The organism is Parapedobacter sp. 2B3 (assembly GCF_041925275.1).
GTDB classification, from domain to species: domain Bacteria; phylum Bacteroidota; class Bacteroidia; order Sphingobacteriales; family Sphingobacteriaceae; genus Parapedobacter; species Parapedobacter pyrenivorans_A.
This window is the reverse complement of sequence record NZ_JBHEUZ010000003.1, coordinates 93,667-118,849: the sequence shown is the minus strand read 5'-3', so window position 1 is coordinate 118,849 and position 25,183 is coordinate 93,667. Positions and strand designations below refer to the sequence as shown.

The window sequence follows — 25,183 nt, the reverse complement described above, 5'->3', positions numbered from 1 at the left end:
AAACTTTTTCTGAATGCGATTTTTAGTGTATATTTATCCATGCGCTCTCGTTGGCCCCAAACTTAGATAAAGTATTGATGTTTTGAATTGTTTTTTTTGCATCAATAAGGCTGCTACGCTACGTTTAATGTGATCGATCTCTCCTCCGCCGCTGAGAGAAAATTTTTATAGAAGAAGAATACAACGGTTTTGAATGATATGCGAAAAAAAATACGACAAAAGGGATTGCTGAACCCATTGTTGGTTGCCATCTGCTTGATACTGTCTGCGTTCACGGTGCAGGGCCAGCATGTTTACCGCTTTGATATCAAGGAAGACATCGGACCCAATGCATGGCGGCAGGTGAAAAATGCGTACTCGAAAGCGGAGGGGGCGAAGGTAGACCTTGTCCTCATCGAGATGAATACGTTTGGCGGGATGGTGAACTTTGCCGATTCCATCCGGAGCAGGATATTGGATTCACCGTTGGAGACGGTCGTTTTCATCAACCACAATGCGGCATCGGCGGGGGCTTTGATATCGTTGGCCACGGACCGTATCTATATGAGCAAGGGGTCCAGTATCGGTGCCGCGAGTGTGGTGGACCAAACAGGCCAGCCCATGTCCGAGAAGCACCAATCGTACATGCGGGGGCTGATGCGGGCTACAGCAGAGGCGAAAGGCCGCGACCCGAAGATTGCCGAAGCGTTTGTGGATGGCGACGTGGAGTTGCCGAACATCAAGCCGGCCGGCAAAATCCTCACGCTTACGTCGGCAGAAGCCGTGGATATCGGGCTGGCGGAGGCGGAAGTGTCGTCCGTGAGCGATGTGCTGTCCGCGGAGGGGATAGATTCCCCACAGCTGACCACGCACCAATTGACCACGATTGACCGGATTATAGCCTTCCTTATCAACCCGGCGGTAAGCGGGATACTGATCTTGCTGATCATCGGTGGCATCTACTTTGAGATGCAGACCCCCGGCATCGGGTTCGCATTGATTGTGGCGATTATCGCGGCAGCGCTGTTTTTCGCTCCGCTTTACATCCAGGGGTTGGCCGACAATTGGGAGATCGCCTTGTTCGTTGTGGGTGTCGTGCTGATCCTGTTGGAGCTATTTGTCATCCCGGGGTTTGGTGTAGCCGGTATACTGGGCATTATATTTTTGGTCTGCGGACTGGCTTTCAGCATGGTGGTGAATAATTATTTCGACTTTTCAATTGCAGAACCGGGCATGTTATTCAATTCATTCCTATTGGTGATCGCCTCGATGGTGATTGCTACCATCGTGATGGTTATTTTTGGCAAAAGCCTGTTGAATACACGGGCATTCAAGCGCTTGGTATTGCAAGATGAGCAACGTGCTACGGAAGGGTACACATCGTCGAAAGTGAATTTGGAAATGGTGAATAAGGAAGGGGTCGCGAAGACGGTGCTGCGCCCATCGGGCAAGGTGGAGATTGAAGGTAAATGGTATGATGCGGTGGCACTGGATGGTTTCATCGATATCGGCGAAGACGTCTACGTGGAGAAGCACGAAAACTATAATCTGTTTGTCAGAAAGAAGCGCACCTCCTGACGCTGCCGTAAACTTTTTGTAGCTTTCGCTGTTTTATCAACAAGACTATAAAAATTCGAGTATCATGAATCCAAAAGCAATCAGTTTAGAAGAAAAGAAACTAAGGCCCGTTGTTGACCACCTGAATGATTTGTTGGCCAATTACCATATCCATTACCAGAAATTGAGGGGGTGCCACTGGAACGTAAGGGGAAATCATTTCTTTACGCTGCATGCGAAATTTGAAGAGCTGTACACCAACGCATTGACCACCATCGATGAATTGGCCGAGCGTATCCTCACGTTGGGTAAAGCACCGTTCAGCACGTTTAAGGATTACGTGAAGAACGCGGACATCGAAGAGGTGGAAACCATCGGGATGAAAGACATCGACATGGTGAAGGCCATCATCGCCGATTTGGAGGCATTGATTGCCATGCAGCGCGATCTGTTGGAAATCACGTCGGAAGCGGAAGATGAGGGAACCAATGACATGATCAATGCCTTTATGCAATTCAATGAAAAACAAAACTGGATGCTCCGGGCGTTTGTAAACAAAGCTTAGTAACGCAAAAGATTGTTTTGCAACAGAAGGGGCGGCAACTAGCTATAGTTGCCGCTCTTTTTTGTGACCTTTAAAACTAGAACGTTTAGAATTTGAGCCCAAGTGTAAGGAACACGCTGTTGCGCGAGTTGCTGATATCTGCCACCGGGCTGTAGAATTCGTTGGCATCATCCAACTCATATACCTGCCAGCCGTATTTCTGCGTAAAGTTCTGGTAGGCCAAGTCGATGTACATATTATTTACCCGATATCCGATGCCGGCAGATACTTGTTGCGTGGTGGATTCGAAATCGTTATAAGGGCTGCCCGTGTGACCGTAGCCGGCACGGATGAGAAACGCTGGAGCAACAAGGTATTCCCCACCGATCCGGAAGTTGACGGCTTGGGTATAGTTGTCGCGAATTTGCTCGTTCATCACATTGTCGGTGCTTGAATTGACCGATGAAAACGTCATGCTGGCGTAATCTATGTACTCCACATCGGCGCTGATAAGCCCCTGGCCGAAGAGGGCGGCGATTCCGCCATTGATGCGGTACGGGGTACGTAGGTTATAGTCATAATAACTGGGTTCCCCTTCGCTGACGAAATCTGCTGAGGAACCATCTGTGAGGTAGTTGGTGATGCCGAAATAGTCTTCGTAATCGTTGGTCAATCTGTACCAAGTAGGCGAAGTGGCCGTAACGCCGATTTGCAGGTAATCTACCGGTTTATAAATGAGCCCCAACTTGGCATTGAAGCCATTGCCGGTAGTTTTTGACCAGTATTCGTTGTCGTATTCGTATTCGGATTCAAGGAGCGGATTGTACACATCGTAATCGCCATTTCCGGCATCGACAAACCTGGAATCGGGGTTCATGCTGTTGATATACCCAAATGTTTCCATGGAGCCATCCTCCATATAAAGATAGTTGATATCGTGATTGATATGCGTGAATCCGATACCAGCACCGATGTAAAGCCGATTGCTGTAATTGGCTCCGAAAGAGAGGTTCGTTTCCGATTGGAAGCCTGTTTCACGGTTGGTCACGGTTTGGATATTGTCGAGTGTCGTCATCGGCACGTATTCGTAGTTGCCTGAAACCAGACGCTCGTCGATCAGTCCGGCATCCCATCCGAAATCACCGTATACGTTTCCGGTCTGATATGCCTCGTACGTCATGAAGTCGGCGATGCTGCTCTCGGGGTTTACCCCCGTAAACCCTACGGTTGTATTGAAGTTGTTCGTTTTGCTATACCCCACACCGATATTGAAATTCAGCCATCCCGATGTAAGGTTGCTGCCACGTGCCCGGCGGGCCGGGATATGGAAAACGGCCCCGGCTTGGCTTAGCCCAAGTTTATCCACGTTATATCGGCTGTTTGTGCCGAAATAGCCCGACTTGTTGAGGTCGTTGGCATAGTCGAGCGAGATGCTGATGTCTGACTGCCCGAAGAAGCCGAGGCCGGCAGGGTTCCCCGAGAGAGAGCTGAGGTCGCCCCCCAGCGCCGTCTGTGCGTTGCCCAGCCCCTTGAAGCGGGCGGTTGCACCCTGCTCGGGTTGCGAAAAGCGAAGAACATCCTGTAGGTATTGGCCCTGCGCCGCGAGGCACATCGTGCCTAACAATAAGCCCGATAGGGCGATTTTCTTGATGTACATATTCATGGTTGGTTTCGATAAATTTCACAAATAGGCCAACTAAACAAATTTCCGGGAGAGGGTCCCTTTCACGAAATGGATTCAGTTGGCCCTTGAAATGAACGTATCTTATCTTACAGGCTACCCACGGCCACGGCCGCTACTGCTTCCGCTGCTACTCCCCCTACTGCTGCTACCACTGCTTCCGCTACTGCTACCCCTGCTGCTTGAGCCGGATGATGAGGGGGGCGAAACAGATGACCCCCGGGAGCTGCTTCCGGAAGAACGCGGTGCGGGGGTGCTTGGCCGTGAGGAAGACGCCGGCCTTGCGCTGCTGCTGGGTCGTGAAGCGGGAGCCGGCCGGGCACTGCTGCCCGATGGACGCCTCGTGGATGACGGGCGTACGCCGTTGTTTGACGGCCGCGAATTGCCCGATGGCCGTACGGTTTGGCCCGCGGGTCGCCTCGTTGTGCCGGTGCGCACGCCTTCGGTATTGCCACGTGTGGTGGCTCCCGGGCGCACCGTGCCGCGTGTACTGGTCCTTACCCCTTGTGTGGTGGCGCTGCCACGCGTAGCTACCGCACGGGTGGAGATACGCCCATTGGCATCGCGTGAAATCGCTGTGCGGGTAGTGCCCCGGGTGGAGGTACGTGCCGTGCGGGTACTCATCCGGTCGCGCGACGAAGAACGCGTAGCCATATGACGGTTGTTGACAACAATCACGCCCGGGTAATAGCCGCCGTAGCCGTAGCCACCATAACCGCCCCAGCCCCAACGGTTGTATGCATAGGGGCCTCCGAAGCCGCGGCCATAGTAAGGAGATCCCCAACCCCAGTAGCCCCCATAATAGGGATTGTACCAGCTGCTACCCCAACCGAGGCCCCAGCCACCCCATCCCCAACCGAGGCCTAGACCGAATCCGCTACCGTAACCATAGCCGTGCCACGAGTTATAACCATACCAAGGGTCGAACCAAGGATCGTAATAACCCATGCCCGGTGTATTGTAGTAAAAACGGTTTATGCGGTTCGCGTATTCGCTGTCGCTATACTCGTCGCCGTAGGAGTCGTCATAATACCCTTCATCCGTATAATCATCCGCATAGTAGCCACCATCGGCATACTGCTCATCGCCCACGGTGCTTTCGTCGTAATAATAATCCGGGCTTTGGTAGTTTACTTCCTTCGCGCGGGCGCTATTATTATAGACGTCGTCGCGGAATGCCACCTGCCTGGAGGTACTACATGCACCTAATATAAGTAAGCTGATTAAAGCTATCGTGCTGACCTGTAATCTGTTGGCTTTCATTTTTAACTGTCCTTTCTTTTGGTTAAGCCCATGCTTTGATTAATAGACATTATTTTGGGCAGTTGGTTTAACTGCCGGGTTATTTTTTTATTCGGTAATTTCACAAAAGCATATACCTTTGCTAGGCGAAATTCAGACGCGTGTACAATCCGCAAACTTAGCGAAAGTTGCTTTATAGGCAAAATAAATAAAGGTGTGCGTATGAAACGTTTCTAGAGGAAAGGTTATACTAATTTTCACAGAATATCAACGATGAGCAAAGGAATTACGAGCCGCGAAACAGATTACTCCCAATGGTACAATGAGCTGGTGGTAAAAGCCGACCTCGCCGAGCATTCGGCGGTTCGGGGATGCATGGTTATCAAGCCGTACGGCTACGCGATATGGGAGAAAATGCAGGCCGCGCTCGACAAAATGTTTAAAGACACGGGCCATAGTAATGCCTATTTCCCCTTGTTTATCCCGAAGTCGTTCTTCTCCAAGGAGGCTTCGCACGTGGAAGGCTTCGCAACCGAATGTGCGGTGGTAACCCACTATCGGCTGAAGAACGACGGCAGTGGCCAGATCGTGGTCGATGAGACCGCCAAATTGGAGGAGGAGCTGATTGTGAGGCCGACATCGGAGACCATCATATGGAATACCTACCGGGGATGGATCGAATCATACCGCGATTTGCCGATCCTCGTAAACCAGTGGGCCAATGTGGTGCGGTGGGAGATGCGCACACGGTTGTTTCTCCGTACCGCCGAGTTCCTGTGGCAGGAGGGCCATACGGCCCACGCGACCGAAGCGGAAGCGGTGGCCGAAGCGAACAAGATGCTGGAAGTATATGCCGATTTTGCCGAGAATTGGATGGCTTTGCCGGTGGTGCGTGGACGGAAGAGCGAGAACGAACGGTTTGCCGGAGCGTTGGATACGCTGTGTATCGAAGCACTGATGCAAGACGGGAAAGCGCTGCAGGCCGGCACTTCCCATTTTCTGGGGCAGAATTTTGCTAAAGCGTTCGATGTGAAGTTCACCTCCAAGGAAGGGACGTTGGATTACGTATGGGCTACCTCGTGGGGTGTATCCACCCGCTTACTGGGTGCACTGATCATGGCACACTCGGATGATCAAGGGTTGGTGTTGCCACCGCAGTTGGCACCCATCCAAGTGGTCATTGTGCCGATTTATAAGCAAGATGCGGAACGGCAGGTAATAGGGGAACTGGCGGATAGACTCATCGATGAACTGAAAGCCAAAGGCATATCCGTGAAGTACGACGATCGCGACACCCAGCGTCCGGGCTTCAAGTTTGCCGAATGGGAATTGAAGGGGGTGCCGGTGCGTATCGCTATCGGCGCGCGTGATATGCAAAACGGCACGGTGGAGATTGCCCGCCGCGATACGCAGACGAAGGAAACGGTACCGCAATCGGGGCTGGCTGACCATGTCGAGCAGCTTTTGGTAACCATCCAGCGCGATATCTATGCAAAAGCACTGGCCTTCCGCGAGTCGCATACGGTAGAGGTGAACACGTATGAAGAATTTAAAGCGGTGCTTGATGGCAAAGGGGGGTTCGTATCCGCCCATTGGGATGGCACGGCAGAGACGGAGCAGCTCATAAAAGAAGAAACAAAGGCGACCATCCGCTGTATTCCGCTGGGCAACAAAGCGGAAGCAGGGGCGTGTATCCGTACGGGTAAGCCATCCACGCAACGGGTTTTATTTGCGAAAGCCTATTAACGGGCATCTTTATGGATAGCATCTCGGCATGGATATACTGATCGTGGGGTGTGGATGGGTGGGCACGCACATCGCCACCGAGCTAACCCGTGCCGGACACCGGGTATGGGCTACCTGCACGTCGACAGAAAAAGCCGAACGTTTGGAAGCCCTTGGACTGGTGGCTACCGTTGCCGATTTCGATCGGGAGGAAGAATCTCCGCGGTTGGGGCGGGAAGTGTTTGATGTTGCCATCGTCAGCGTGCCTATTACGCATAAGGATGGTGCCGAAGCGGTGCAGCACCGTTTTGCCAAGTTGGTTGGTTTCCTGGGCCGGTTTTCGTTCAAGCAATCGTTCTTTTTCGGTTCGGTGGGTATCTACCCCAAGGTAAGCGCCACCATTACCGAGGCAACTTTTGCGGATGCGGAGTTGGACCCGAAGCTGTTTTCCGGCGAGCGCACCTTGCGGGCTGCCCACCCGAATTTGAATGTGCTCCGGCTGGGTGGCCTGTTCGGCTTTGAGCGTGTCATGGCGAAGCATTTCGTCGGCAGGGTCTGCGAGATTGGTTACCAAACCGCCAATTTTGTGCATGTGGTTGATATCTACGGCATCGTTGCGGCGATGATTTCTGCCGGGTCGCAGGGGAAAACCTACAATGTGGTATGCCCGGAGCATCCATTGAAAAAAGATGTCATCGCAGCCTCCGCAGCGAGGTATGGTTACGGCATGCCCACGGCTTTCTCAGAAACTGACCGGACGGCCAAGGTAGTATCGCCGGAACGGCTGATGGCAGACCTGGGGTATCGGTTTGCATACCGCTCGCCGCTACAGTTCTGAAATGCGCAATCATTGTCGTTCATTCGTTTCCTCTGATAAACTTTGATAACTTTACCGTTTCCATTTGTTCAGTCAAAAAACGTTTAAAATCATGGGATATAAATTCGCAACGAAGGCCATTCATGCAGGGCAGCGCCCCGATCCTTCTACCGGCGCGGTGATGACGCCGATATACCAGACATCGACCTACTGGCAGGCCGCGCCCGGCGACCATCAGGGATATGAATACTCACGCGGTACCAATCCAACGCGCAAAGCGCTGGAAGACTGCCTCGCCGCGTTGGAAAACGGTGCCTACGGGTTGGCCTTTTCGAGCGGAATGGCGGCTACGGAAACGGTGCTCAAGCTGCTTAAGCCAGGCGATGAGGTGATTACCGGGGATGACCTTTACGGCGGGTCTTACCGGATTTTCACGAAAGTTTTCGAAAAATATGGCATCAAGTTCCATTTTGTGGATACCGCCCAACCGGAACACGTTGCGGAAAAGATAAACGATAACACACGCTTGATATGGGTAGAGACGCCGACGAACCCCACGTTGAAATTGGCGGACATCGGGGCGATTAGCGGTATGGCGAAAGCGGCAGGTGTGCTGTTCGCGGTGGATAATACATTTGCGTCGCCGTACCTCCAAAATCCGTTGGATCTGGGAGCCGACATCGTGATGCATTCGGTGACGAAATACATCGGCGGTCACTCGGACGTGGTGATGGGAGCATTGGTTGTAAACGATAAAGAGCTATACGATAAGCTCTTTTTTTATTACAACGCCTGCGGCGGCACACCGGGGCCCCAGGATTGTTTCTTGGTGCTGCGGGGTGTCAAGACCTTGCACCTCCGCATGCGGGCGCATTGCGAGAATGGCCGTAAGGTAGCCGAATACCTGAAGGGGCATGCGAAGGTAGCGAAAATCTATTGGCCCGGCTTTGAAGATCACCCCGGCCACTCGATTGCAAGTAAGCAGATGCGTGATTTCGGCGGGATGATATCCATTGTATTGAAAGATGCAGGTCTGGAGGAGACATTCAAGGTAGCTTCTTCGTTCAACGTGTTTACGCTGGCCGAGTCGCTTGGTGGCGTGGAATCACTGATCAACCATCCGGCTACCATGACGCATGGCTCCATACCACGAGAGGTGCGGGAGCGGGTAGGGGTGGTAGACAACCTGATCCGTATCAGTGTGGGTGTGGAAGATATCGATGATTTGCTGGCCGATTTGGAGCAAGCACTTTCCGTGATTGGATAAGGGAATCCGGATGATACGGATAAAGCGGATTTCGCTGATTAGTTGCGAAAATCCGTGCAGATCAGTCAAATCCGCGTCATCTGCGTTCGATAATATCATAAAAACACATCATGTCATTTGATATCAAGCGCTTTCTAGACCGGAAGGTAGACGAGTATAACCGTCCAGCGTTTATCGACAATGATCCGATATGCATTCCGCATCGATTTTCACGTAAGCAGGACATCGAGATCATGGGTTTTTTCGCTGCGGTGCTGGCATGGGGCCAGCGGAAAACGATCATCAACAAATGCATCGAACTCATCGACCGGATGGACGGTGCGCCGTACGATTTTGTGAAGAACCACGGGGAAAATGATCTAAGGCAGCTGGTGGGATTCAAACACCGTACGTTTAACGATACCGACCTGCTGTATTTCGTCCGTTTTTTCCATGTACACTACAACCAATACCATTCGTTGGAATCCGCTTTTATCCCACCGTGTGCCCAAGGGGAGTTTCGGAGTGAGTATATGGATGGAGTTGCTGCCGGCGCCGCTGATGCGAAGCTGTCATCGCCGGCGTGTTACTTGGGTGAGCTTGGCGGGGTTGTGGAGGGGCTGGATGCGAAGTCGGCCCTAAGCCATTTCCATCGGTGCTTTTTTGGTTTGCCGGAGTATCCGGTGCGTACCCGCAAGCACATCAGTTCGCCAGCCAGCAATTCAGCATGCAAGCGGTTAAACATGTTCTTGCGCTGGATGGTCCGCCGGGACGACCGCGGTGTCGACTTCGGTTTGTGGAACCAATTGAAGCCCTCTGCATTGGTCTGCCCGTGCGATGTGCATGTGGAACGGGTGGCACGAAAGCTGGGATTGATCGAACGCAAGCAATCCGATTGGAAGACCGCCTGCGAACTGACGGATAACCTACGGTTGTTCGATGCCACTGATCCGGTGAAATACGATTTCGCATTGTTCGGACTGGGGGTAGAAGGTGAAATGTAGTGGCGGTGACCATTTTTTAGCTATCTTTGTTTTTTGTACATCAACGTTGATATGAAGAAAATCAAGGTTTCGACCCTAGTATCCATCCTTTTGGGAGTGTTCGTTATTGCCCTCGTTTTCAGTCCCGATACGAAGGCTTGGGTAAGTCGCGGGCTCATGAAAATCGGCCTGTTCAAACCCGATTTGGAACGGGCCGAGACCACTGCGGAAAGTGTTCCTGCCGATGCTCCGGAAGCCGCACCGGCCAAACCATCGGTCTTTTTTGCCGATGGGGCGGGAAATCGTATCGACGCGGCCAACCAGGCGGGAAAAGTGGTGTTTATCAATTTTTGGGCAACGTGGTGTCCTCCCTGTATCGCCGAGATGCCATCCATAGATAAATTGTACGATCAGTTTAAAGACAACGATGGTATTGTCTTCGTAATAGCCGATGTGGATAACCAGTATGAAAAATCAAAGGCATTTATGAGTAACCGCAGCCTGAACCTGCCGGTTCATGTGCCTGCCGGCGAGATTCCCAGTCAATGGCTCGGTGGCGCTATACCCACCACCCTCATATTGGATAAGAAAGGGCAGATTGCCGCCCGGCATGAGGGTATGGCGGACTACAGTCGGCCGGAAGTGGCAGAATTCATCCAAGCGCTGATTGCGGAATGAGGGGTACTCATAGGGAATTAATGAGAGCCCAATACCGGTAGCCCAATATGGCCTGCTGTATCTTGGTCAATTTTGCCGGGTCTTTGCCCGTATACGTAGGCAACAATTTGTTGTTGAGTTTGACCAGTAGCTTAAATAATCCTTTTTTCATGGCAAATACGTTCTGTAATTATTTTGTAAGTTTGCCCCTTACTGAATCGATTAACGGATACTGTCAAAAATAACATGGCCAAAACGAAAAAAGAAGAAAAAAAACATATTCCTGTCGTTACGGAGGCATCCCTCGGGTTTTTCGAGCAATACATCAACAATCCGTCGCCCACGGGTTTCGAGTGGAGCGGGCAGCGCTTGTGGTTGGACTACCTGAAGCCTTATGTGGATGAAACGTTTACAGACCATTATGGCACCGCGGTAGCCGTTATTAACCCCAAGGCAGACTTTAAAGTGGTAATCGAGGCGCATGCCGATGAGATATCCTGGTTTGTCAATTACATCACCAAAGACGGATTGATTTATGTGATCCGCAACGGCGGGTCTGACCATCAGATAGCACCGTCTAAACGGGTGAATATCCACACGGACAAGGGGGTGGTGAAGGCCGTGTTCGGCTGGCCGGCTATACATACCCGTTCGGGTGAGAAAGAAGAAAGCCCTACGTTGAAGAATATTTTCCTCGACTGCGGCTGTACCAGCAGCGAAGAGGTTGAAGCGTTAGGGATCCATGTAGGATGCGTGGTAACCTATGAAGATGAGTTCATGGTTCTGAACGACCGCTATTACGTGGGCCGTGCGCTCGATAATAGGGCTGGTGGGTTCATGGTGGCCGAAGTGGCGCGTTTGCTGAAAGAAAAAAAGAAGAGACTACCTTTCGGGCTATATATCGTCAATTCGGTACAGGAAGAGATCGGTTTGCGCGGGGCCGAAATGATCGCCCAACGTATCAAACCTGACCTGGCGATCGTAACCGACGTGACGCACGATACGCAGACACCGATGATCAATAAAGTGACACAGGGTGACCTGGCCTGCGGTAAGGGTCCGGTGGTCTCCTATGCACCTTCTGTACAGATAAACTTTAATAAGCTGCTTATAGATACCGCGGTGAAAAAAAGTATTCCATTCCAGCGGCAAGCCTCTTCCCGGTGGACGGGTACCGACACGGATGCATTTGCCTATTCGAATGAAGGCGTACCCTCGGTATTGATTTCACTGCCGCTGCGTTATATGCACACTACAGTGGAAATGATCCATAAGGAGGACGTCGACAACGTGATTCGTCTGATCTATGAAACGTTGCTGGTCATCAAGTCAGGCCATGATTTCAGGACGTTTGCGAAGTAATTGTAAATTTCTTTGCACATTTGTGATGGGCATCTCAACCATTATTGTAAGTTAAATTCTCAGACCATGGCAGATAAGAAAGAAAACCAACTCAATATAGAACTCACTGAAGACGTAGCCGAAGGCACTTATTCGAATTTGGCAATCATCACCCATTCCAACACGGAGTTTGTGCTCGACTTCATACGTGTGATGCCGGGCATTCCCAAAGCGAAAGTGAAGTCACGCATCATTCTTACGCCCGAGCATGCTAAACGATTACTGCATGCACTGGACGATAATGTGGCAAAGTATGAAGCAGCGAACGGCCAGATAGATACGCGGGATGAACCACCGTTCCCGATGAATTTCGGCGGCCCAACGGCCCAAGCCTAATTTACGTTTTCGATGACCTGTTGAAGATAGCAATGATAAACGCGATGGCTGCCAGCAGCACAACGATATTGAATAAACCTTTCAGTGCGTAGAAAAACACACCAATCCCCCAGCCGACGAGGAGGACAAGGGCTAAGATAAAGAGGAAACTTCTCATTTCTTTTTAGTTAGATAACCGGAAACAGGACGTTTTGTTTACCCTGTGTGCCGATTTAGCTTTTCAGGCTCTGCATATCGATCACAAAACGGTATTTCACATCCCCCTTCAACAGACGCTCGAAGGCGCTATTGATATCTTGCATGGGGATCAGCTCAATATCCGACGTGATGTTGTGCCGTCCGCAGAAGTCAAGCATTTCCTGTGTTTCGCGTATGCCACCGATCATCGAACCCGAAAAGCTTTTGCGTTTGGGAATTAAGCTGAACGGGGCTACAGGAAGCGGGTTTTCGGGTGCACCGACGAGGGTGAGGGAGCCGTCCCGTTTCAGCAGTTTCAGGTACGCGTTGATGTCGTGGGCGGCCGATACGCAGTCTAAAATGAAATGCAGCGTGCCCACGTTGTCTTTCATCTGTTGTTCATCGGTGGAAAGGATAATTTCATCGGCTCCCAACCTTTTGGCGTCTGCTACTTTGGCCATGGATGTGGTGATGACAACCACATGGGCACCCATGGCTTTGGCTATTTTCACACCCATGTGGCCGAGGCCACCGATGCCGACGATTCCGACCCGTTTGCCCGGACCTACGTTCCAGTGCCTTAGTGGCGAGTAGGTGGTGATGCCCGCGCACAATAGCGGCGCTGTTGCCGCCGGGTCCAGGTTTTCGGGTATGCGTAACACAAAATCCTCATCTACGACAACCCGTTCCGAATAACCGCCAAATGTCTGTTGGTTCAGGTATTTCTCGTGTCCGTTGTAGGTCTGTACATTGCCGTTTTCGCAGTATTGCTCCAATCCTTCCCTACAGCTTTCGCATTCCCGGCAACTATCCACCATACAGCCAACGCCAACGAGATCGCCTACGTTGAATCGGGAAACGTGGTCGCCAACCTTCGTTACCCGCCCCACGATTTCGTGGCCCGGCACGTTGGGGTAAACGGTGCCCTGCCATTCGTTCCTTGCTGTATGCAGATCGGAATGGCACACGCCGCAGTAAAAAATGTCGATTTCAACGTCCGTTGCCGTTACTGCGCGGCGGTTGATGGTCAGTGGTTTAAGGGGTGCCTCCGGTGATTCCGTGCCAAATGCTTTTACAGAAAAGGTATTCATATAACGGTACTTCTAGAAGTTTATGTAAACGACGCCTTGCGTCGACTGTGTGGGCACAAAGGTAGGCTGTTTTTCGGAAATAAGCGATTACTTCCGCGTGGGAAGCGACCTGCGCCAAGTTTATTGTGGATATTCCGCGCCAAAGTACACCACTATTCCGCTCCAATATGCACCACCGATTCCGGGGCAAAGTACACCATTCTGTAAGGGTTGTTTAGGTTTAGGTTGGTTCTCTGATTGATTTTCAGCGGGTGCCATTCCGACACAAAGTACACCAATAATTCCGCTGCAAAGTGCACCACTGGGAGTTTAAGGATTGCTAAGTTAGGCGTCGACAAGACCCTAACGATATGGCAAACAACCCCATTAGTATGCACAAGATAAGACAGTTGTTATTATTTCTTGACCGTGGCTTTTCCCAGCGGAACATAGAAAAGGAAACCGGCATCAACAGACGTACGATTGCCGGTTATCTGAAGCGGTTCGGGGAGAGCGGATTCAGCTTCCGGGAGCTTCTGCTTTTTGACGACAGCGAGCTGGAGGTTTACCTGAATGCCGATAAACCACCCCGCGGGCAGACAGACCCCAGACGCTCCGAACTGGAAGCGCTGTTCCCCTATATGCTGTCCGAGCTGCGCAAAGTCGGCGTTACACGCCTGCTTCTGTGGCAGGAATACATCAGGGACTATCCCGGAGGGCTCGGATACTCGCGGTTCTGCGAACTGCTGCAGGAACATATCCTCTCGCAGGGTGCCACCATGCACTTTGAGCATGAACCCGGCAGGGTGCTCCAGGTGGACTTTGCCGGTGACATGATGCACTATGTGGATACCGCAAGCGGCGAGCTTGTGGCCTGCCCTGTATTTGTGGCCGTATTTCCTTTCAGCGGCTATGGCTATGTGGAAGCGCTCCCCAACGCCTCAGGGGGGGGTGCCACGAAAAAAAAAGGTAAGACCGCCTTTGGCAGGGCCATGTCATACCTATTGCTCCGGGCGGTAGCCGGCGACTACCCCAACCAATATGTCTGCCCCGAGGCGGTCAGGCTCAGTGAGGGCGTATTGGTCAACCCCGTCGAAGTGGAAGTGAAGCGCCAGGGGCGATCGGTCACCGTGGCAACGGTATCCCGGAACGATGGCAACGACTGGTCCAACCAATCGTGGGACGACCAGCTCATTGTATGTGCCTACCACCCCGGCGAAAGGGTGGCCGGTATCAACGAAATACCTTGCACGCGTGAGGAGCGTACCGTGTCGTTGCAACTGCCGCCGCTGTTGGCGGATAGGCCGGTGCACCTCTACCTGCTGGTACACGATCGCGCCGGGCGGAAATGGTCGAACAGTAAATACGTGGGAGAGTTTTGACGATGGCAAGGATTAAACTAATACGTGTAGCGAAAGGTGAGCACACCACGTTGGGGCATTTGTACATCAACGGGTTATTCTGTTGTTATGTGCTTGAGGATACGGTGCGAGACCATAAAATTCCGGGGCAAACGGCCATCCCGGCGGGTGAGTATACGCTGGGTTTCAATACCACGGCAAACATGAACACAAGGTATCGCAGCAATTATGCTTCCGTACACCGGGGGATGGTGGAAGTGCGCGGTATCCCAAACTTCAGCCTGGTATTCTTCCACATCGGTAATTACTACACACAAACGGAGGGTTGCCTGCTTACGGGGTCGTACTGGCAGCTGATCGATGGCGACTATCGCGTACTGCACTCGGCTGCGGCATACAAGTATGCATATCCAATGCTGGTGGAGCAAATAGAGCAGGGACATGATAAACTGGTGGTTCTGTGACGCCGGCGGCAGGAAGCGTTACAGTTTCGTCTGGATTGTTAATTGCGCCTAAAATAAATTTCATTAAGATTAAGAAAGAGCAAGAAATGGTAAAAGACAACAAAAACGTCGAGCTTCCCCAGGCGGAGAAGCCGACCGTATACGAACGGATCAAGGAAACGCTGGCTTTGGCGAGCCAACTGATCATTGCGGCACCGATGAAACTGCCACCCAAGGTGGTAATGGCTGCCCGCTACCTAGCGCTTGTGCTGGGCGTGCTGGAGGCCGTGGAGAACGGTGCGAAGAAGGGAGGGGCAGATGAAGACTGATCACCGGCTGGGCGCCGGTACGGGGGGTGGCACACTGCTGAGCGTGATCGGCCAGCTGGGGCTGCACGACGTGCTGAAAACGGCCGTGCTGGCCGCTATCGGTGCCCTCGTCAGTTTCGCCGTAAGTTGGCTGCTGCAACGGTGGGTGAAGAAAAAAAGATAAAGGATCCCCCCCGTATGCGTGCGGGGGGACTTTTACGCTTGGATAGCCGACTGTTAGACTTTTAACATACCCCGGAACCCGCGGACCCCATAGTAGGAGTCGGCACCATTGTGGTATACGAAGACACGGCCGAAGCGCCGATCGCCAAAGATTGCACCGCCCAGTTCCCGCACTTCAGCAGGTGTTTTTAGCCAACTCGACGTTTTCGTGTCGAATTTTCCAAGTTCTTGCAATGCTTCGTATTGTTCTTCCGTCAACAACTCAACACCCATCTCGTTGGCCATATCCAATGCACTGTTGGCCGGTTTATGTGCCTTTCGCGACTCCAACGCTTCGCGATCGTAACAGATGCTTCTGCGGCCCTTGGGGCTTTCGGCAGAGCAGTCAACAAATAGATACGCGCCGGTCTTTTTGTCCTGACCCACCACATCCGGTTCACCGCCTGTTACCTCCATCTCATCGAGCGACCATAGTTTTTCGGGATGGGTTTCCAGCCGATCTTGTATTTTACGCCAATCGAGCCCCTTATGCCGGGCCATGTTTCTTTCAAAACGTTCTTTGAGTGTATGGAGCAATTCATCGCGCTGCTCGGGCAATAGTTCTTTTTTCGTGGTGGTCATACTGTCGGTCACTTGGATTACCAGTTTCTCTTCCTAACAATCAGTTAGCTTTGATCAAAATTACTAATAACCGCCGAACTACAGGGAATATCTGTGGAAATATTCGGGTATGTAAGGGTTTGTTGATTTTTTTATTGCAACATAGTTGCTAATAAAAGAATATGATGTAGCTTTGTCGGGTAGAATGGAACACGTGGGTACAGACAAAATCGGGATATAAAATAACAGCGATGATAGCAGGTAACTATTTTGACGCCATCATTATTGGGGGCAGCTACGCCGGATTATCGGCCGCGATGGCATTAGGGCGCTCTTTGCGGAACGTATTGGTTATCGACAGTGGATTGCCTTGCAATCGGCAAACGCCGCATTCCCATAACTTCATTACACAAGATGGCGAAACGCCCTTTGCCATAAGCAAGAAGGCAAAGGAACAGGTGATGAAGTATCCAACGGTACATTTCCGGAGCGATTTGGCATTTGGTGCAGTGAAAGACCAGGAGGGGTTTGCAGTGATGACGAAGTCTGGCGACAGGTTTGTTGGCAGGAAATTGATTGTGGCAACGGGTATCAAAGACGAAATACCCCCTATAAAAGGCTTTGCTGAATGCTGGGGAATCTCCGTCATCCATTGCCCATACTGCCACGGCTATGAATTCCACAGTCAACGGACGGCGATCCTAGCAAATGGCGATCGGGCCTTTCACCTGGCTTCGTTGGTTAGCAACCTCACGGACGACCTGACCATCATGACGGCAGGTACGCCGACGTTCACTGCCGATCAGTTGGTTCGTTTGAAGCGCCGCACCATCCCGGTTGTTCACGCTGGCATCAAGGAAATAATGCATAAGGAAGGTCACGTGGAAGGCATCCTTTTTGACGATGGCAATCAACTCGCGTTTCGCGCTATCTATGCCGCCATTCCGTTTACCCAGCACTCGGATATCGCTGTTTCACTTGGCTGTGAACTTACCGAACAGGGGCATATTAAAGTGGACCATTTTCAGCATACTACGGTTGGAGGCGTATATGCATGTGGCGACAATACGAGCCCCCTGCGTTCGGTTGCCAATGCGGTTGCGGCAGGTAATTTTACAGGGGCCATGGTCAATAAGGTGTTGGCGGAAGAAGAATTTCAGTAGGCAACCATCGCTTCAAAAAAGCTCACGAAAGTGGCTCAGGCCCCGGGGGAGCGTCCGATGGCCTTGATTTATCAGCCGGCAATAGGATAAATTCGTCATTGTCGGTAGGCGGCAAAATAAATCGGCCTTGTTTCCAATCTTCCTTTGCTTGTTCAATACGTTCTCTCCGGGAGGAAACGAAGTTCCACCAGATAAAGCGTTCGCCCAGGGGCTCGCCGCCGAGGAGCATCAATGTGGTTTCTTCTTTGGCTACAATACGTGGGTCGACACCTTTGGTGAAGACCAGCATGATTCCTTCGCCATAGGTGGTTCCCGCTATTTCCACGGCTCCTTTGACGATATAAAAGCCGCGCTCAGCATGTTCTTTGGGGAGACCGAAGACCGCTTCTTTCTGCAACACCACATGGAGGTAAAATAACGGGGAGTTTGTTTGTACGTTACTCTGCAATCCGTAGGCGTTGCCTGCGATGAGCCGCATCCAGACACCCTTATCGGTAAAGATCGGCAACTGCGCCGGTTTATAATTGGTAAAAGAAGGCGCCGCTTCCTCGTCGCGTTCCGGAAGGGCCACCCAGGTCTGTATCATTTCCAGTCCGCCCGCCAGTGATGATGGGTTTTCGAACCGTTCTGAGTGGGCAATGCCGCTCCCTGCCGTCATCCAGTTGACCTCGCCCGGGAGGATGATCTGCTCCACACCTAAACTGTCGCGATGGGTTACTTCGCCACCAAACAGATAGCTTACGGTCGATAGGCCGATATGGGGATGCGGAAGCACATCCAAATTTGACGGGGCCGCCGGAAGATTTTCGATGGGACCTGCATGGTCCATGAATATAAAAGGGCCGATCATCCGGCGTTGCCGGAATGGAAGTATGCGTTTCACCTTCATCTCGGCACTTATTGCCGCTGTACGCGATTCGATAACTAAGTCGAGCATAACATAAAAATTCTATACGGATGTAGGAAGTTGTTTTTTGTAGTGATTTTGTGAACCTGCTAGTATAAAACTCGAACTATTTTTCGGAGGATTTGAGACAATTATCGTCTGGCATTTCCAAGAAATTGATAAAAGGGATTAGTTTAGAATTTCATTTGCCTCGGTGAGTATAATAGGCTTTCCATCGGTTACGATAATCGTATGCTCATGTTGAGCCATATAACCACCCCTATCGCCAACCATCGTCCACCCGTCGTTCAGTGTTGTAGCGTAAGACGAACGGGTAGAAATGAACGTTTCAATGGCAACAACGGAATTTTTCTTAAATCTTCTCGGGTCAAGCCTGTTTTTAAAATTCATGATCTCATCGGGTTGTTCGTGCAAACTTCTACCGATACCGTGCCCGCCAAGATTTTTGATAACCCTGAAGCCTCTTTTTTTAGCTTCAGTTTCCATTACATGCCCCATGTCCGCTATTTTTACCCCACCTTTTATATGATTGATTGCTTTTCGTAAAACTTCCTTTGACGCGTCAACCAATTTTTGGTGTCCATTAATATCTTTTCCAAGAACAAATGAAGCGCCATTGTCTGCCCAATATCCATTAACCTCGGCAGAAACATCAATATTAATCAAGTTGCCTTGTTTTAGTAGCCGCTTTTCGGAAGGCACTCCGTGACAAAACTCATTGTCAACACTTATGCAGTTCCAACCGGGAAATCCGTAGGTCAAATAAGGCGCAGATTTTGCCCCGAAATCCGACAAAATCCTTGCTCCATATTCATCCAATTCCTTTGTGGTCATTCCCGGTTGAGCATAGTTTATCATTTGCTTCAAGGCATATGCAACAACATTACTTGCGTTTTGCATTCCTATCAATTCAGATTCTTTTGTTATAGACATGTGGTAACAATTAATTACGCTTGCAGCGTACAGGTAATCCCAAAAATACAAATTAATTCTCGGTTCATGGTTTGTAGCGTATTCTTTATTCGTTCGTTATAGGAGGAACTACGTGAACCGAGGATATGTAGCGCAAAATGGCACACCACGTCGAACTTCGAAGGTAAATCCAACGCTGATGTATGCGTTACGGAATAGTCTGTCTTAGAGATCAAATTTTGTTTGAGTTTTTTGCTCTGCATATTTCCACAGCTTATCGGCCAGCTCCAAACTATTCATAGCCGGAGTACTATGTTTGGATGGGGCGGGGTAACCGGCGTGTTCTTTTTCTCCATTAGGCCCGAAAAATTCCCCTCCATTTACGGACGTGTCTGTAGCGGCAAAAAGCGAGGGCAATGCTCCCTGCCAAGGTTCCATCACTTCGTCAAATTCTGAGAACATTCCTTCCAATTGTTCTCCGGGAATATGGCGTTGTAAATCGGTTCTTGTAACGCCGGGATGTGCTGCTACGGAAAGTACATTCAGACCTGCTACTTTTATTTTTCTGTCCAGTTCATAAGTAAACAGAATATCGGCCAGCTTGCTGACCGCATACGACTGCCATTCATTGTAAGGTTTTTCTAATTTCAGGTTTTCAAAATCAATGCCATCGGTTAAGGTTGCCGCACCGCTGGAAAGCGTTACTATTCTTGCATTTGACGAGTTTTTTAATAAAGGGAATAAATGTCCGGTCAATGCAAAATGCCCTAAAAAGTTTACCCCAAATTGTAACTCAAATCCGTCATCAGTGGTGGATGCCGGCGGTATCATCACTCCAGCATTGTTGATTAAAATATCAAGTTGGGCATACCTGGTTTTAAATTGGCCTACGAAGGCTTTTATCTGAGCAAGGTTCGCTAAATTAAGAATACCGATTTTTAAATTTGCTGCTCCTTTGGTTTCAAATTTGATTTTTTCAACCGCTGCTATGGCTTTCTTTTCGTCTCTGGCAGCGAGCGTAACATTTGCACCTTTTTCGTAAAGCGCCTTTACGGTTTCGTAACCGATACCGGTATTCCCTCCGGTTACAACTGCTGTTTTCCCGGTTAAATCAGGCATATTTTCTTTCGTCCACATTCGTTTTTGAGTTAATGGTGTTAATTCTTTTTTGACAATAATCCCAGACAAGCTGTTGGTTCGGTTTGCTGTAATATCTTTGAGAGGCGGTTTTTATTTTCTTGTTTTCAAAATATTTTCCGCTTATTGATTTTACATCTTCTGATGTAGCTAGGTATATAGTGGTTTCCGCTCCCTGTTCCGGTGTTTTGAAAAATGGGCATGCTAGTTTGCCAAAAAAATTCAACAAGCCGCCCAAATTGCTGTTCACCCCGAAATCAGTCGCTACTGCTCCAGGATGTAAGGTATTTACCGTGATGTTTTTAAAATCATCTTTGATAAGCTTTTCCGCAAGATACTGACCCATCCAAATCAAGAATAGTTTTGCATTCCCGTAAGCCCTGGAAGCTGGAAGTTGCCGATATTGTTGGCGTTGAAGGGCGGAGCAAAGCGTTTCCGGCAAATTGCCAGAGAGGTAGAAGGGATCAGTGATAAAATGTTGTCCAAAGAATTGAAAGATTTGGAAACGAACTTTTTGGTAAAACGAACCGTTTACGATACCTTTCCGCCAACTGTGAAATACGAAATTACCAAACACGTCGACACTTTACAGGAAGTAATGCTTGCTTTAACCGAATGGGGAAAACTGCACCGGAAAAAAATCACAGGGGTTTAATCCTGTGATTTGGTTTTATACTTCTTTTTCAAGCGAATGCCTGTCCGGGTTGGAAAAGTCCGCTGATGGCAATCCTATTCCACGCATTGATGGTAATGACCGCCATAATGATTTCAGCAATTTGGTTTTCGCTAAAAAACTGCAAGGCATTTTTGTATGTTTCATCGGTCAATCCTTTTTGTCGAATTAGGGTCATTTCTTCGGTTATTGCCAGCACGGCTCTTTCTTCATGCGTAAAAATTTCGGTTGCTTCTTTCCACGCATTGAGTAGAAAAATACGTTGATTGGTTTCGCCATTTTTCAAGGCATCTTTGGTATGCATATCAATGCAGTAAGCACAGCGGTTGATTTGCGATGCCCGAATTTTGATGAGTTCTTTTAGTGTTTTGGAAATAGAAATATGGGAAAGATACGTTTCCAAGCCCATCATTGCTTTTAAAGCATTGGGATCTGCCGAATTGATGTTTACTCGTTTTTGCATTTTATTATTTTTTTAAAATTGTTCAATGCAAAGTTGAAAAACGCTAAAGCGAAAAAACTTAAACTGCTTTAAGAAACAATCCTCCTACGGATTTCACTTAAATATTCGGGCGTGAAACCCAAGAAAGAAGCGATGAGATATTGGGGTACACGCTGTACAAATTCAGGATGCTTGCGAAGCAATTCAAAATAAAATTCTTCTTTCGAAAGCGAAAAGAGATATTTGATACGCATTTGTGCTGCAGCATAAGCCCTTTGATAAACGAAACGAAAATAGCGTTCCATTTCGGGAAATGCTTTCATTAATTTTTCCTGGTTATCCTGTGAAATATAAAGTATCCGTGATTTTTCTACAGCTTGTATATAAAATTCCGTAGGTAATTTATGTTCATAAGCTATATTGTCGGTAATCCACCAGGTTTCTATGGCAAACTCTGTGGTTTGTTCCGTGCCTTTTTCGTTTATATAAAACTTGCGGAGCAGTCCTTCCAAAACAAAATAGTGGTGTCTGCACAATTGTCCTTCTTCCAAAAGATTTTCTTTTTTCTTAACGACCTCTATTTTGAAATAGCTAATGATTTCATCAAACAGCTTGTCATCAACTTTGATGAATTTTTCCAAATGCTTTCTGAATGGATGCATTGATATTTAATTTCAGTTATCTGCTTACAAAAATAGAAAAAGACGATTGACGGACATTTGGGGCTTGATGACTTCTTTGCCGTGAAAGGCGACACCGAGGCGTAGACACGCGCGCTGGAAGCCAAATTGATCGATAGCAATGCTAATCCGGAAAAATGACAGCTGCTTGACGCTGCGATTGCGCTTCTGTTCTCATCCCAGCTAAAACGACAAAAGCCACTCACTTGAGTGGCTTTTGTGAACCCGTTGGTACAGAACTCGAACTCTTTTTTGGAAGATTTATGATCATTGAACCAATTTAAAAGACTGTCTATATGAGCACAATTTGAATATAGAGAAACTAAAGCGTACAAAAAGGTACCGCAGATATTATCCTTTACTGATGAAAACGGCAACGATAATATGAAACAGGTAATGGAAGCCAATTACAGGCAGATAAAAGCGGATGTTTTGCAGATTGTCGAAAGCGAAATGGAACGTATTAAAAAATGACCCCGATTTACAACATTTGATACAGCAGGAGTAAAATAAGAAATTGTTTAAAAACCTACTGATACGGTTTATTATATATCATCCAAGCATCTTAGCAAGGTTTCCAAGCTCTTTTAGTTTTAGACCTAAATCGTCAGTCCACGGCAAACCTATGCAAAGACGCATGCAGTTATGAAATTGGTTTTGCAGGGTAAACATTCTGCCCGGTGCAATGCTTATATGCTTTTTTAGGGCATAATTATATAGTTCTGTTGTATCAATTTCTTTCGGAAATTCTACCCACAAAGCAAGTCCGCCCTGTGGTCGGCTTATTTTAGTTCTGTGAGGGAAATGTTCTGCAATGGCAAGGGCGTAGTGCTGATAATTTTCCTGCAATGTTTTACGAAAATGCCGAAGATGATTTTCATACCTGCCAGTCATTAGGAAATTGCCAACAGCTTCGTGAATTAAAGCAGTAGCGGATAAAGAATGTATGAGTTTCAATTTTAGTATCTGGTCTTTATACTTGCCCGGAGCAATCCAACCAACACGATAGCCCGGTGCAAGTGTTTTTGATACGGAGCCACACCACAAAACATTTCCGTCCATATCAAAAGACTTACAGCATTTCGGACGTTCAGCACCAAAATGAATATCACCGTAAGTATCATCTTCAATTAACGGAATATTATACTTTGCCAAAAGCGATACGATTTCTTTTTTGCTTTCATCAGGCGTACAATATCCCAAAGGGGTATTGAAGTTAGGAACTAAAAGGCAAACGTTTATTTTAGGTAACAATTTTTTCAGTGCATCAATATCTATTCCGCTAACGGGGTGGGTAGCCACTTCCAATACTTTCAATCCTAAACTAACAGCAAGTTGCAGAATGCCCGGATAACAGGGGCTTTCCAAAGCTATGGTGTCGCCCGGTTTGGTTAATGCCATAAGGCACAGTGCCAAAGCGTTCATACAACCATTAGTCGTTACCACATCACATTCTTTTAAATGCCCTTCCCAAGCCAATGAACGGACTGATACCATTCTGCGGAGTTTCACATTACCCTGTAAAGGTTCGTATTCCGTTCCGCCCTCTTTCAGTTCCCTTGTGGCAAGCACAATTTCTTTTTTCAGCTTTGCCAATGGTAAAAGGTTACCAGAGGGAACGCCAATAGAAAAAAGCGTTAAATCACTACGTCCCATTGTGGAATAAACGCCACTTATCAATTCTTTAGGTTCAGTGTTATTAGCCACAGGTAGAGGTTTGCTTGCTTCGGGTAGTGGAAGTTTCAAATAATTTAACGGACTTACAAAATAACCCGATTGTGGTTTTGATTGTACTAATGATTGGGCTTCGAGTTCGAGAAAAACCCTTTTAGCGGTATTGACACTTATTCCGTGTTCCTTGCTCAACATTCTTACAGACGGTAAACGTTCCCCAGTTTTCAACACACCTGTTTTGATTTTGTCGGCAATGTTCCCTGCAATCTCATTGTATAGAAAATCCTTTTTCATAATACAAATTTAACTGTGTCTATTGGAATATCAAAAACTGTGACTGTGTTTATTCGTATTATTTGCCGAATTTTGCACCAAAATAGGATACAATGTCAGAGTTGAGTATGAGTAAAGTAAAAGGAGATACAACACAGGGTTGGTTAAATGGCTTTATAGGCGTGGTATTGTTTAGCGGGTCTTTGCCTGCAACAAGGGTAGCCGTTTTAGAATTTAATCCACTGTTCTTAACAGTCGCCAGAGCTTCTATTGCGGGAATACTTGCCCTTATTGCTTTGTTGGTTTTCAAAGAAAAACGTCCTAATCGAAAACAAATCTTCCCATTGGCTATTGTTGCTCTTGGTGTGGTAGTTGGCTTTCCTTTATTGAGTGCATTGGCATTACAATATGTTACTTCGGCTCATTCTATTGTCTTTATAGGTATATTGCCTGTGGCAACGGCTATTTTCGGCATCATTCGTGGTGGCGAACGCCCACGACCCATATTTTGGATTTTCTCTATTATAGGCAGTCTTTTGGTAATAGGTTATGCAGTGGCGCAAGGTCTTACAGCTTCGCCTATGGGCGATATTTTAATGCTTGGGGCAGTCATTCTTTGCGGATTAGGTTATGCAGAGGGGGCAAAACTCACCAAAACATTAGGTGGTTGGCAGGTCATCTCTTGGGCATTGGTATTGTCATTGCCTGTAATGCTATTGCTTTCATTTATCTATGTGCCGACATCGTTTGAGGGAATTAGTACCGGAGCGTGGATTAGCTTGGCTTATGTATCGCTGTTCAGTATGTTTATTGCTTTCATTTTTTGGTATAATGGCTTGGCGCAGGGCGGAACAGCAACCGTAGGGCAATTACAGTTATTACAGCCGTTTTTTGGTTTGGCTTTATCCGCTTATTTACTTCACGAGAAAGTAAGCATTGGGATGTTAGCCGTTACAATCGGCGTAATCCTTTGCGTGGCGGGTACAAAGAAATTTGCCAAGTGAAAGGATAA

The 25,183-nt window shown here is 48.7% G+C and carries 29 protein-coding genes and 1 pseudogene; 17 read left to right on the top strand and 13 right to left on the bottom strand.

Annotated features, from left to right (window positions below):
- Positions 1-198 precede the first annotated feature (198 nt).
- Both ACEVG1_RS05065 and ACEVG1_RS05060 read left to right on the top strand, forming a co-directional pair.
- Positions 199-1,557: a nodulation protein NfeD gene (locus ACEVG1_RS05065; protein ID WP_374742480.1), complete on the top strand. Its 1,359-nt coding sequence runs from the start codon at positions 199-201 to the stop codon at positions 1,555-1,557.
- A gap of 64 nt (positions 1,558-1,621) precedes the next feature.
- Positions 1,622-2,101: a Dps family protein gene (locus ACEVG1_RS05060; protein ID WP_374742479.1), complete on the top strand. Its 480-nt coding sequence runs from the start codon at positions 1,622-1,624 to the stop codon at positions 2,099-2,101.
- 85 nt (positions 2,102-2,186) lie between these two features.
- Here ACEVG1_RS05060 and ACEVG1_RS05055 read toward each other — a convergent pair whose 3' ends face one another.
- Together ACEVG1_RS05055 and ACEVG1_RS05050 are read right to left on the bottom strand one after the other, a co-directional pair.
- Complete coding sequence (locus tag ACEVG1_RS05055; RefSeq protein WP_374742478.1) at positions 2,187-3,743, bottom strand: OmpP1/FadL family transporter; 1,557 nt, start codon at positions 3,741-3,743, stop codon at positions 2,187-2,189.
- A 114-nt stretch (positions 3,744-3,857) separates the two neighbouring features.
- On the bottom strand, positions 3,858-5,024 hold the full coding sequence (locus ACEVG1_RS05050; protein WP_374742477.1) for a hypothetical protein: 1,167 nt from the start codon (positions 5,022-5,024) through the stop codon (positions 3,858-3,860).
- A gap of 252 nt (positions 5,025-5,276) precedes the next feature.
- Between ACEVG1_RS05050 and proS the strand changes: the two genes are divergently transcribed.
- From proS to ACEVG1_RS05025, 5 genes are all read left to right on the top strand, one after another.
- Positions 5,277-6,749 carry a proline--tRNA ligase gene (gene proS, locus ACEVG1_RS05045; RefSeq protein ID WP_374742476.1) on the top strand — a complete coding sequence of 491 codons (1,473 nt, stop codon included), beginning with the start codon at positions 5,277-5,279 and terminating at the stop codon, positions 6,747-6,749.
- Between the two features lie 28 nt (positions 6,750-6,777).
- Positions 6,778-7,566 carry a 2-dehydropantoate 2-reductase N-terminal domain-containing protein gene (locus ACEVG1_RS05040; protein ID WP_374742475.1) on the top strand — a complete coding sequence of 263 codons (789 nt, stop codon included), beginning with the start codon at positions 6,778-6,780 and terminating at the stop codon, positions 7,564-7,566.
- 91 nt (positions 7,567-7,657) lie between these two features.
- The gene (locus ACEVG1_RS05035) at positions 7,658-8,812 is read left to right on the top strand and encodes a cystathionine gamma-synthase (RefSeq protein ID WP_374742474.1); all 1,155 of its coding nucleotides are present in this window, start codon (positions 7,658-7,660) and stop codon (positions 8,810-8,812) included.
- Positions 8,813-8,922: 110 nt separating this feature from the next.
- Entirely contained in the window at positions 8,923-9,795 is an 873-nt protein-coding gene (locus tag ACEVG1_RS05030; RefSeq protein ID WP_374742473.1) for a TIGR02757 family protein, read from the top strand.
- 51 nt (positions 9,796-9,846) lie between these two features.
- Positions 9,847-10,452, top strand: coding sequence for a TlpA family protein disulfide reductase (locus ACEVG1_RS05025; protein WP_374742472.1), 606 nt, complete (start codon positions 9,847-9,849; stop codon positions 10,450-10,452).
- Positions 10,453-10,459: 7 nt separating this feature from the next.
- Here ACEVG1_RS05025 and ACEVG1_RS05020 read toward each other — a convergent pair whose 3' ends face one another.
- Complete coding sequence (locus ACEVG1_RS05020) at positions 10,460-10,603, bottom strand: hypothetical protein (protein ID WP_374742471.1); 144 nt, start codon at positions 10,601-10,603, stop codon at positions 10,460-10,462.
- 74 nt (positions 10,604-10,677) lie between these two features.
- Here ACEVG1_RS05020 and ACEVG1_RS05015 point away from each other — a divergent pair, with 74 nt between their 5' ends.
- Positions 10,678-11,793: a M42 family metallopeptidase gene (locus tag ACEVG1_RS05015; protein ID WP_374742470.1), complete on the top strand. Its 1,116-nt coding sequence runs from the start codon at positions 10,678-10,680 to the stop codon at positions 11,791-11,793.
- 66 nt (positions 11,794-11,859) lie between these two features.
- Positions 11,860-12,168 (top strand): DUF3467 domain-containing protein, encoded by a 309-nt coding sequence (locus ACEVG1_RS05010; RefSeq protein ID WP_374742469.1) that lies wholly within the window; start codon positions 11,860-11,862, stop codon positions 12,166-12,168.
- Between the two features lies 1 nt (position 12,169).
- Here the strand turns inward: ACEVG1_RS05010 and ACEVG1_RS05005 are convergent, their stop codons facing one another.
- Positions 12,170-12,325, bottom strand: a complete 156-nt coding sequence (locus ACEVG1_RS05005; protein WP_374742468.1) for a DUF5670 family protein — start codon at positions 12,323-12,325, stop codon at positions 12,170-12,172.
- A gap of 55 nt (positions 12,326-12,380) precedes the next feature.
- Positions 12,381-13,436, bottom strand: coding sequence for an NAD(P)-dependent alcohol dehydrogenase (locus ACEVG1_RS05000; RefSeq protein ID WP_374742467.1), 1,056 nt, complete (start codon positions 13,434-13,436; stop codon positions 12,381-12,383).
- 371 nt (positions 13,437-13,807) lie between these two features.
- Here ACEVG1_RS05000 and ACEVG1_RS04995 point away from each other — a divergent pair, with 371 nt between their 5' ends.
- The 4 genes from ACEVG1_RS04995 (at position 13,808) to ACEVG1_RS04980 (ending at position 15,711) form a co-directional block, all read left to right on the top strand.
- On the top strand, positions 13,808-14,797 hold the full coding sequence (locus tag ACEVG1_RS04995) for a DUF6266 family protein (RefSeq protein ID WP_374742465.1): 990 nt from the start codon (positions 13,808-13,810) through the stop codon (positions 14,795-14,797).
- 2 nt (positions 14,798-14,799) lie between these two features.
- On the top strand, positions 14,800-15,240 hold the full coding sequence (locus ACEVG1_RS04990; protein WP_374742464.1) for a DUF5675 family protein: 441 nt from the start codon (positions 14,800-14,802) through the stop codon (positions 15,238-15,240).
- An 86-nt stretch (positions 15,241-15,326) separates the two neighbouring features.
- A complete protein-coding gene (locus ACEVG1_RS04985) occupies positions 15,327-15,548 on the top strand; it encodes a hypothetical protein (RefSeq protein ID WP_374742462.1) in 222 nt (73 codons plus the stop codon).
- Complete coding sequence (locus ACEVG1_RS04980; RefSeq protein ID WP_374742461.1) at positions 15,538-15,711, top strand: hypothetical protein; 174 nt, start codon at positions 15,538-15,540, stop codon at positions 15,709-15,711. Before ACEVG1_RS04985 ends, ACEVG1_RS04980 begins: the two co-directional genes overlap by 11 nt.
- A 53-nt stretch (positions 15,712-15,764) precedes the next feature.
- On the opposite strand, the gene ACEVG1_RS04975 is transcribed toward ACEVG1_RS04980, so the two are convergent.
- Complete coding sequence (locus ACEVG1_RS04975; protein ID WP_374742460.1) at positions 15,765-16,331, bottom strand: DUF4256 domain-containing protein; 567 nt, start codon at positions 16,329-16,331, stop codon at positions 15,765-15,767.
- 230 nt (positions 16,332-16,561) lie between these two features.
- On the opposite strand from ACEVG1_RS04975, the gene ACEVG1_RS04970 reads away from it, so the two are divergent.
- Positions 16,562-17,473, top strand: a complete 912-nt coding sequence (locus tag ACEVG1_RS04970) for an NAD(P)/FAD-dependent oxidoreductase (RefSeq protein WP_374742459.1) — start codon at positions 16,562-16,564, stop codon at positions 17,471-17,473.
- Positions 17,474-17,495: 22 nt separating this feature from the next.
- Here the strand turns inward: ACEVG1_RS04970 and ACEVG1_RS04965 are convergent, their stop codons facing one another.
- The 4 genes from ACEVG1_RS04965 to ACEVG1_RS04950 form a co-directional block, all read right to left on the bottom strand.
- Complete coding sequence (locus ACEVG1_RS04965; protein ID WP_374742458.1) at positions 17,496-18,410, bottom strand: pirin family protein; 915 nt, start codon at positions 18,408-18,410, stop codon at positions 17,496-17,498.
- Between the two features lie 138 nt (positions 18,411-18,548).
- Positions 18,549-19,313: a type I methionyl aminopeptidase gene (gene map, locus ACEVG1_RS04960; RefSeq protein WP_374742457.1), complete on the bottom strand. Its 765-nt coding sequence runs from the start codon at positions 19,311-19,313 to the stop codon at positions 18,549-18,551.
- 204 nt (positions 19,314-19,517) lie between these two features.
- Complete coding sequence (locus ACEVG1_RS04955) at positions 19,518-20,429, bottom strand: oxidoreductase (RefSeq protein WP_374742456.1); 912 nt, start codon at positions 20,427-20,429, stop codon at positions 19,518-19,520.
- A complete protein-coding gene (locus tag ACEVG1_RS04950) occupies positions 20,404-20,775 on the bottom strand; it encodes a hypothetical protein (protein WP_374742455.1) in 372 nt (123 codons plus the stop codon). The genes ACEVG1_RS04955 and ACEVG1_RS04950 overlap by 26 nt, the downstream gene beginning before the upstream one ends.
- Before the next feature lie 48 nt (positions 20,776-20,823).
- Between ACEVG1_RS04950 and ACEVG1_RS04945 the strand changes: the two genes are divergently transcribed.
- Complete coding sequence (locus ACEVG1_RS04945) at positions 20,824-21,084, top strand: winged helix-turn-helix transcriptional regulator (protein WP_374742454.1); 261 nt, start codon at positions 20,824-20,826, stop codon at positions 21,082-21,084.
- Between the two features lie 28 nt (positions 21,085-21,112).
- Here the strand turns inward: ACEVG1_RS04945 and ACEVG1_RS04940 are convergent, their stop codons facing one another.
- Together ACEVG1_RS04940 and ACEVG1_RS04935 are read right to left on the bottom strand one after the other, a co-directional pair.
- Positions 21,113-21,565: a carboxymuconolactone decarboxylase family protein gene (locus ACEVG1_RS04940; protein ID WP_374742453.1), complete on the bottom strand. Its 453-nt coding sequence runs from the start codon at positions 21,563-21,565 to the stop codon at positions 21,113-21,115.
- Between the two features lie 68 nt (positions 21,566-21,633).
- Entirely contained in the window at positions 21,634-22,206 is a 573-nt protein-coding gene (locus tag ACEVG1_RS04935) for a Crp/Fnr family transcriptional regulator (protein WP_374742452.1), read from the bottom strand.
- A gap of 336 nt (positions 22,207-22,542) precedes the next feature.
- Between ACEVG1_RS04935 and ACEVG1_RS04930 the strand changes: the two are divergent.
- Positions 22,543-22,732 (top strand): annotated as a pseudogene (locus tag ACEVG1_RS04930) (mobilization protein); the annotation flags it as partial.
- A 44-nt stretch (positions 22,733-22,776) separates the two neighbouring features.
- Here ACEVG1_RS04930 and ACEVG1_RS04925 read toward each other — a convergent pair.
- A complete protein-coding gene (locus ACEVG1_RS04925) occupies positions 22,777-24,192 on the bottom strand; it encodes a PLP-dependent aminotransferase family protein (RefSeq protein ID WP_374742451.1) in 1,416 nt (471 codons plus the stop codon).
- Positions 24,193-24,299: 107 nt separating this feature from the next.
- Here ACEVG1_RS04925 and ACEVG1_RS04920 point away from each other — a divergent pair, with 107 nt between their 5' ends.
- Positions 24,300-25,175 carry a DMT family transporter gene (locus ACEVG1_RS04920; RefSeq protein ID WP_374742450.1) on the top strand — a complete coding sequence of 292 codons (876 nt, stop codon included), beginning with the start codon at positions 24,300-24,302 and terminating at the stop codon, positions 25,173-25,175.
- The last annotated feature ends 8 nt before the right edge of the window (positions 25,176-25,183 follow it).

Excerpts from the sequence above, each read along its gene's own strand:
- proS (WP_374742476.1), top strand. The coding sequence starts at position 5,277 with ATGAGCAAAGGAATTACGAGCCGCGAAACAGATTACTCCCAATGGTAC.
- ACEVG1_RS04970 (WP_374742459.1), top strand. The coding sequence starts at position 16,562 with ATGATAGCAGGTAACTATTTTGACGCCATCATTATTGGGGGCAGCTAC.
- ACEVG1_RS04935 (WP_374742452.1), bottom strand. The coding sequence starts at position 22,206 with ATGCATCCATTCAGAAAGCATTTGGAAAAATTCATCAAAGTTGATGAC.
- ACEVG1_RS05010 (WP_374742469.1), top strand. The coding sequence starts at position 11,860 with ATGGCAGATAAGAAAGAAAACCAACTCAATATAGAACTCACTGAAGAC.
- ACEVG1_RS04995 (WP_374742465.1), top strand. The coding sequence starts at position 13,808 with ATGCACAAGATAAGACAGTTGTTATTATTTCTTGACCGTGGCTTTTCC.
- ACEVG1_RS05000 (WP_374742467.1), bottom strand. The coding sequence starts at position 13,436 with ATGAATACCTTTTCTGTAAAAGCATTTGGCACGGAATCACCGGAGGCA.
- map (WP_374742457.1), bottom strand. The coding sequence starts at position 19,313 with ATGTCTATAACAAAAGAATCTGAATTGATAGGAATGCAAAACGCAAGT.
- ACEVG1_RS04955 (WP_374742456.1), bottom strand. The coding sequence starts at position 20,429 with ATGTGGACGAAAGAAAATATGCCTGATTTAACCGGGAAAACAGCAGTT.
- ACEVG1_RS05050 (WP_374742477.1), bottom strand. The coding sequence starts at position 5,024 with ATGAAAGCCAACAGATTACAGGTCAGCACGATAGCTTTAATCAGCTTA.
- ACEVG1_RS04965 (WP_374742458.1), bottom strand. The coding sequence starts at position 18,410 with ATGCTCGACTTAGTTATCGAATCGCGTACAGCGGCAATAAGTGCCGAG.
- ACEVG1_RS04975 (WP_374742460.1), bottom strand. The coding sequence starts at position 16,331 with ATGACCACCACGAAAAAAGAACTATTGCCCGAGCAGCGCGATGAATTG.
- ACEVG1_RS05040 (WP_374742475.1), top strand. The coding sequence starts at position 6,778 with ATGGATATACTGATCGTGGGGTGTGGATGGGTGGGCACGCACATCGCC.
- ACEVG1_RS05055 (WP_374742478.1), bottom strand. The coding sequence starts at position 3,743 with ATGAATATGTACATCAAGAAAATCGCCCTATCGGGCTTATTGTTAGGC.
- ACEVG1_RS05005 (WP_374742468.1), bottom strand. The coding sequence starts at position 12,325 with ATGAGAAGTTTCCTCTTTATCTTAGCCCTTGTCCTCCTCGTCGGCTGG.
- ACEVG1_RS04920 (WP_374742450.1), top strand. The coding sequence starts at position 24,300 with ATGAGTAAAGTAAAAGGAGATACAACACAGGGTTGGTTAAATGGCTTT.
- ACEVG1_RS05065 (WP_374742480.1), top strand. The coding sequence starts at position 199 with ATGCGAAAAAAAATACGACAAAAGGGATTGCTGAACCCATTGTTGGTT.
- ACEVG1_RS04985 (WP_374742462.1), top strand. The coding sequence starts at position 15,327 with ATGGTAAAAGACAACAAAAACGTCGAGCTTCCCCAGGCGGAGAAGCCG.
- ACEVG1_RS05035 (WP_374742474.1), top strand. The coding sequence starts at position 7,658 with ATGGGATATAAATTCGCAACGAAGGCCATTCATGCAGGGCAGCGCCCC.
- ACEVG1_RS04925 (WP_374742451.1), bottom strand. The coding sequence starts at position 24,192 with ATGAAAAAGGATTTTCTATACAATGAGATTGCAGGGAACATTGCCGAC.
- ACEVG1_RS04950 (WP_374742455.1), bottom strand. The coding sequence starts at position 20,775 with ATGGGTCAGTATCTTGCGGAAAAGCTTATCAAAGATGATTTTAAAAAC.
- ACEVG1_RS05020 (WP_374742471.1), bottom strand. The coding sequence starts at position 10,603 with ATGAAAAAAGGATTATTTAAGCTACTGGTCAAACTCAACAACAAATTG.
- ACEVG1_RS04940 (WP_374742453.1), bottom strand. The coding sequence starts at position 21,565 with ATGCAAAAACGAGTAAACATCAATTCGGCAGATCCCAATGCTTTAAAA.
- ACEVG1_RS05030 (WP_374742473.1), top strand. The coding sequence starts at position 8,923 with ATGTCATTTGATATCAAGCGCTTTCTAGACCGGAAGGTAGACGAGTAT.
- ACEVG1_RS04980 (WP_374742461.1), top strand. The coding sequence starts at position 15,538 with ATGAAGACTGATCACCGGCTGGGCGCCGGTACGGGGGGTGGCACACTG.
- ACEVG1_RS05060 (WP_374742479.1), top strand. The coding sequence starts at position 1,622 with ATGAATCCAAAAGCAATCAGTTTAGAAGAAAAGAAACTAAGGCCCGTT.
- ACEVG1_RS05025 (WP_374742472.1), top strand. The coding sequence starts at position 9,847 with ATGAAGAAAATCAAGGTTTCGACCCTAGTATCCATCCTTTTGGGAGTG.
- ACEVG1_RS04990 (WP_374742464.1), top strand. The coding sequence starts at position 14,800 with ATGGCAAGGATTAAACTAATACGTGTAGCGAAAGGTGAGCACACCACG.
- ACEVG1_RS05015 (WP_374742470.1), top strand. The coding sequence starts at position 10,678 with ATGGCCAAAACGAAAAAAGAAGAAAAAAAACATATTCCTGTCGTTACG.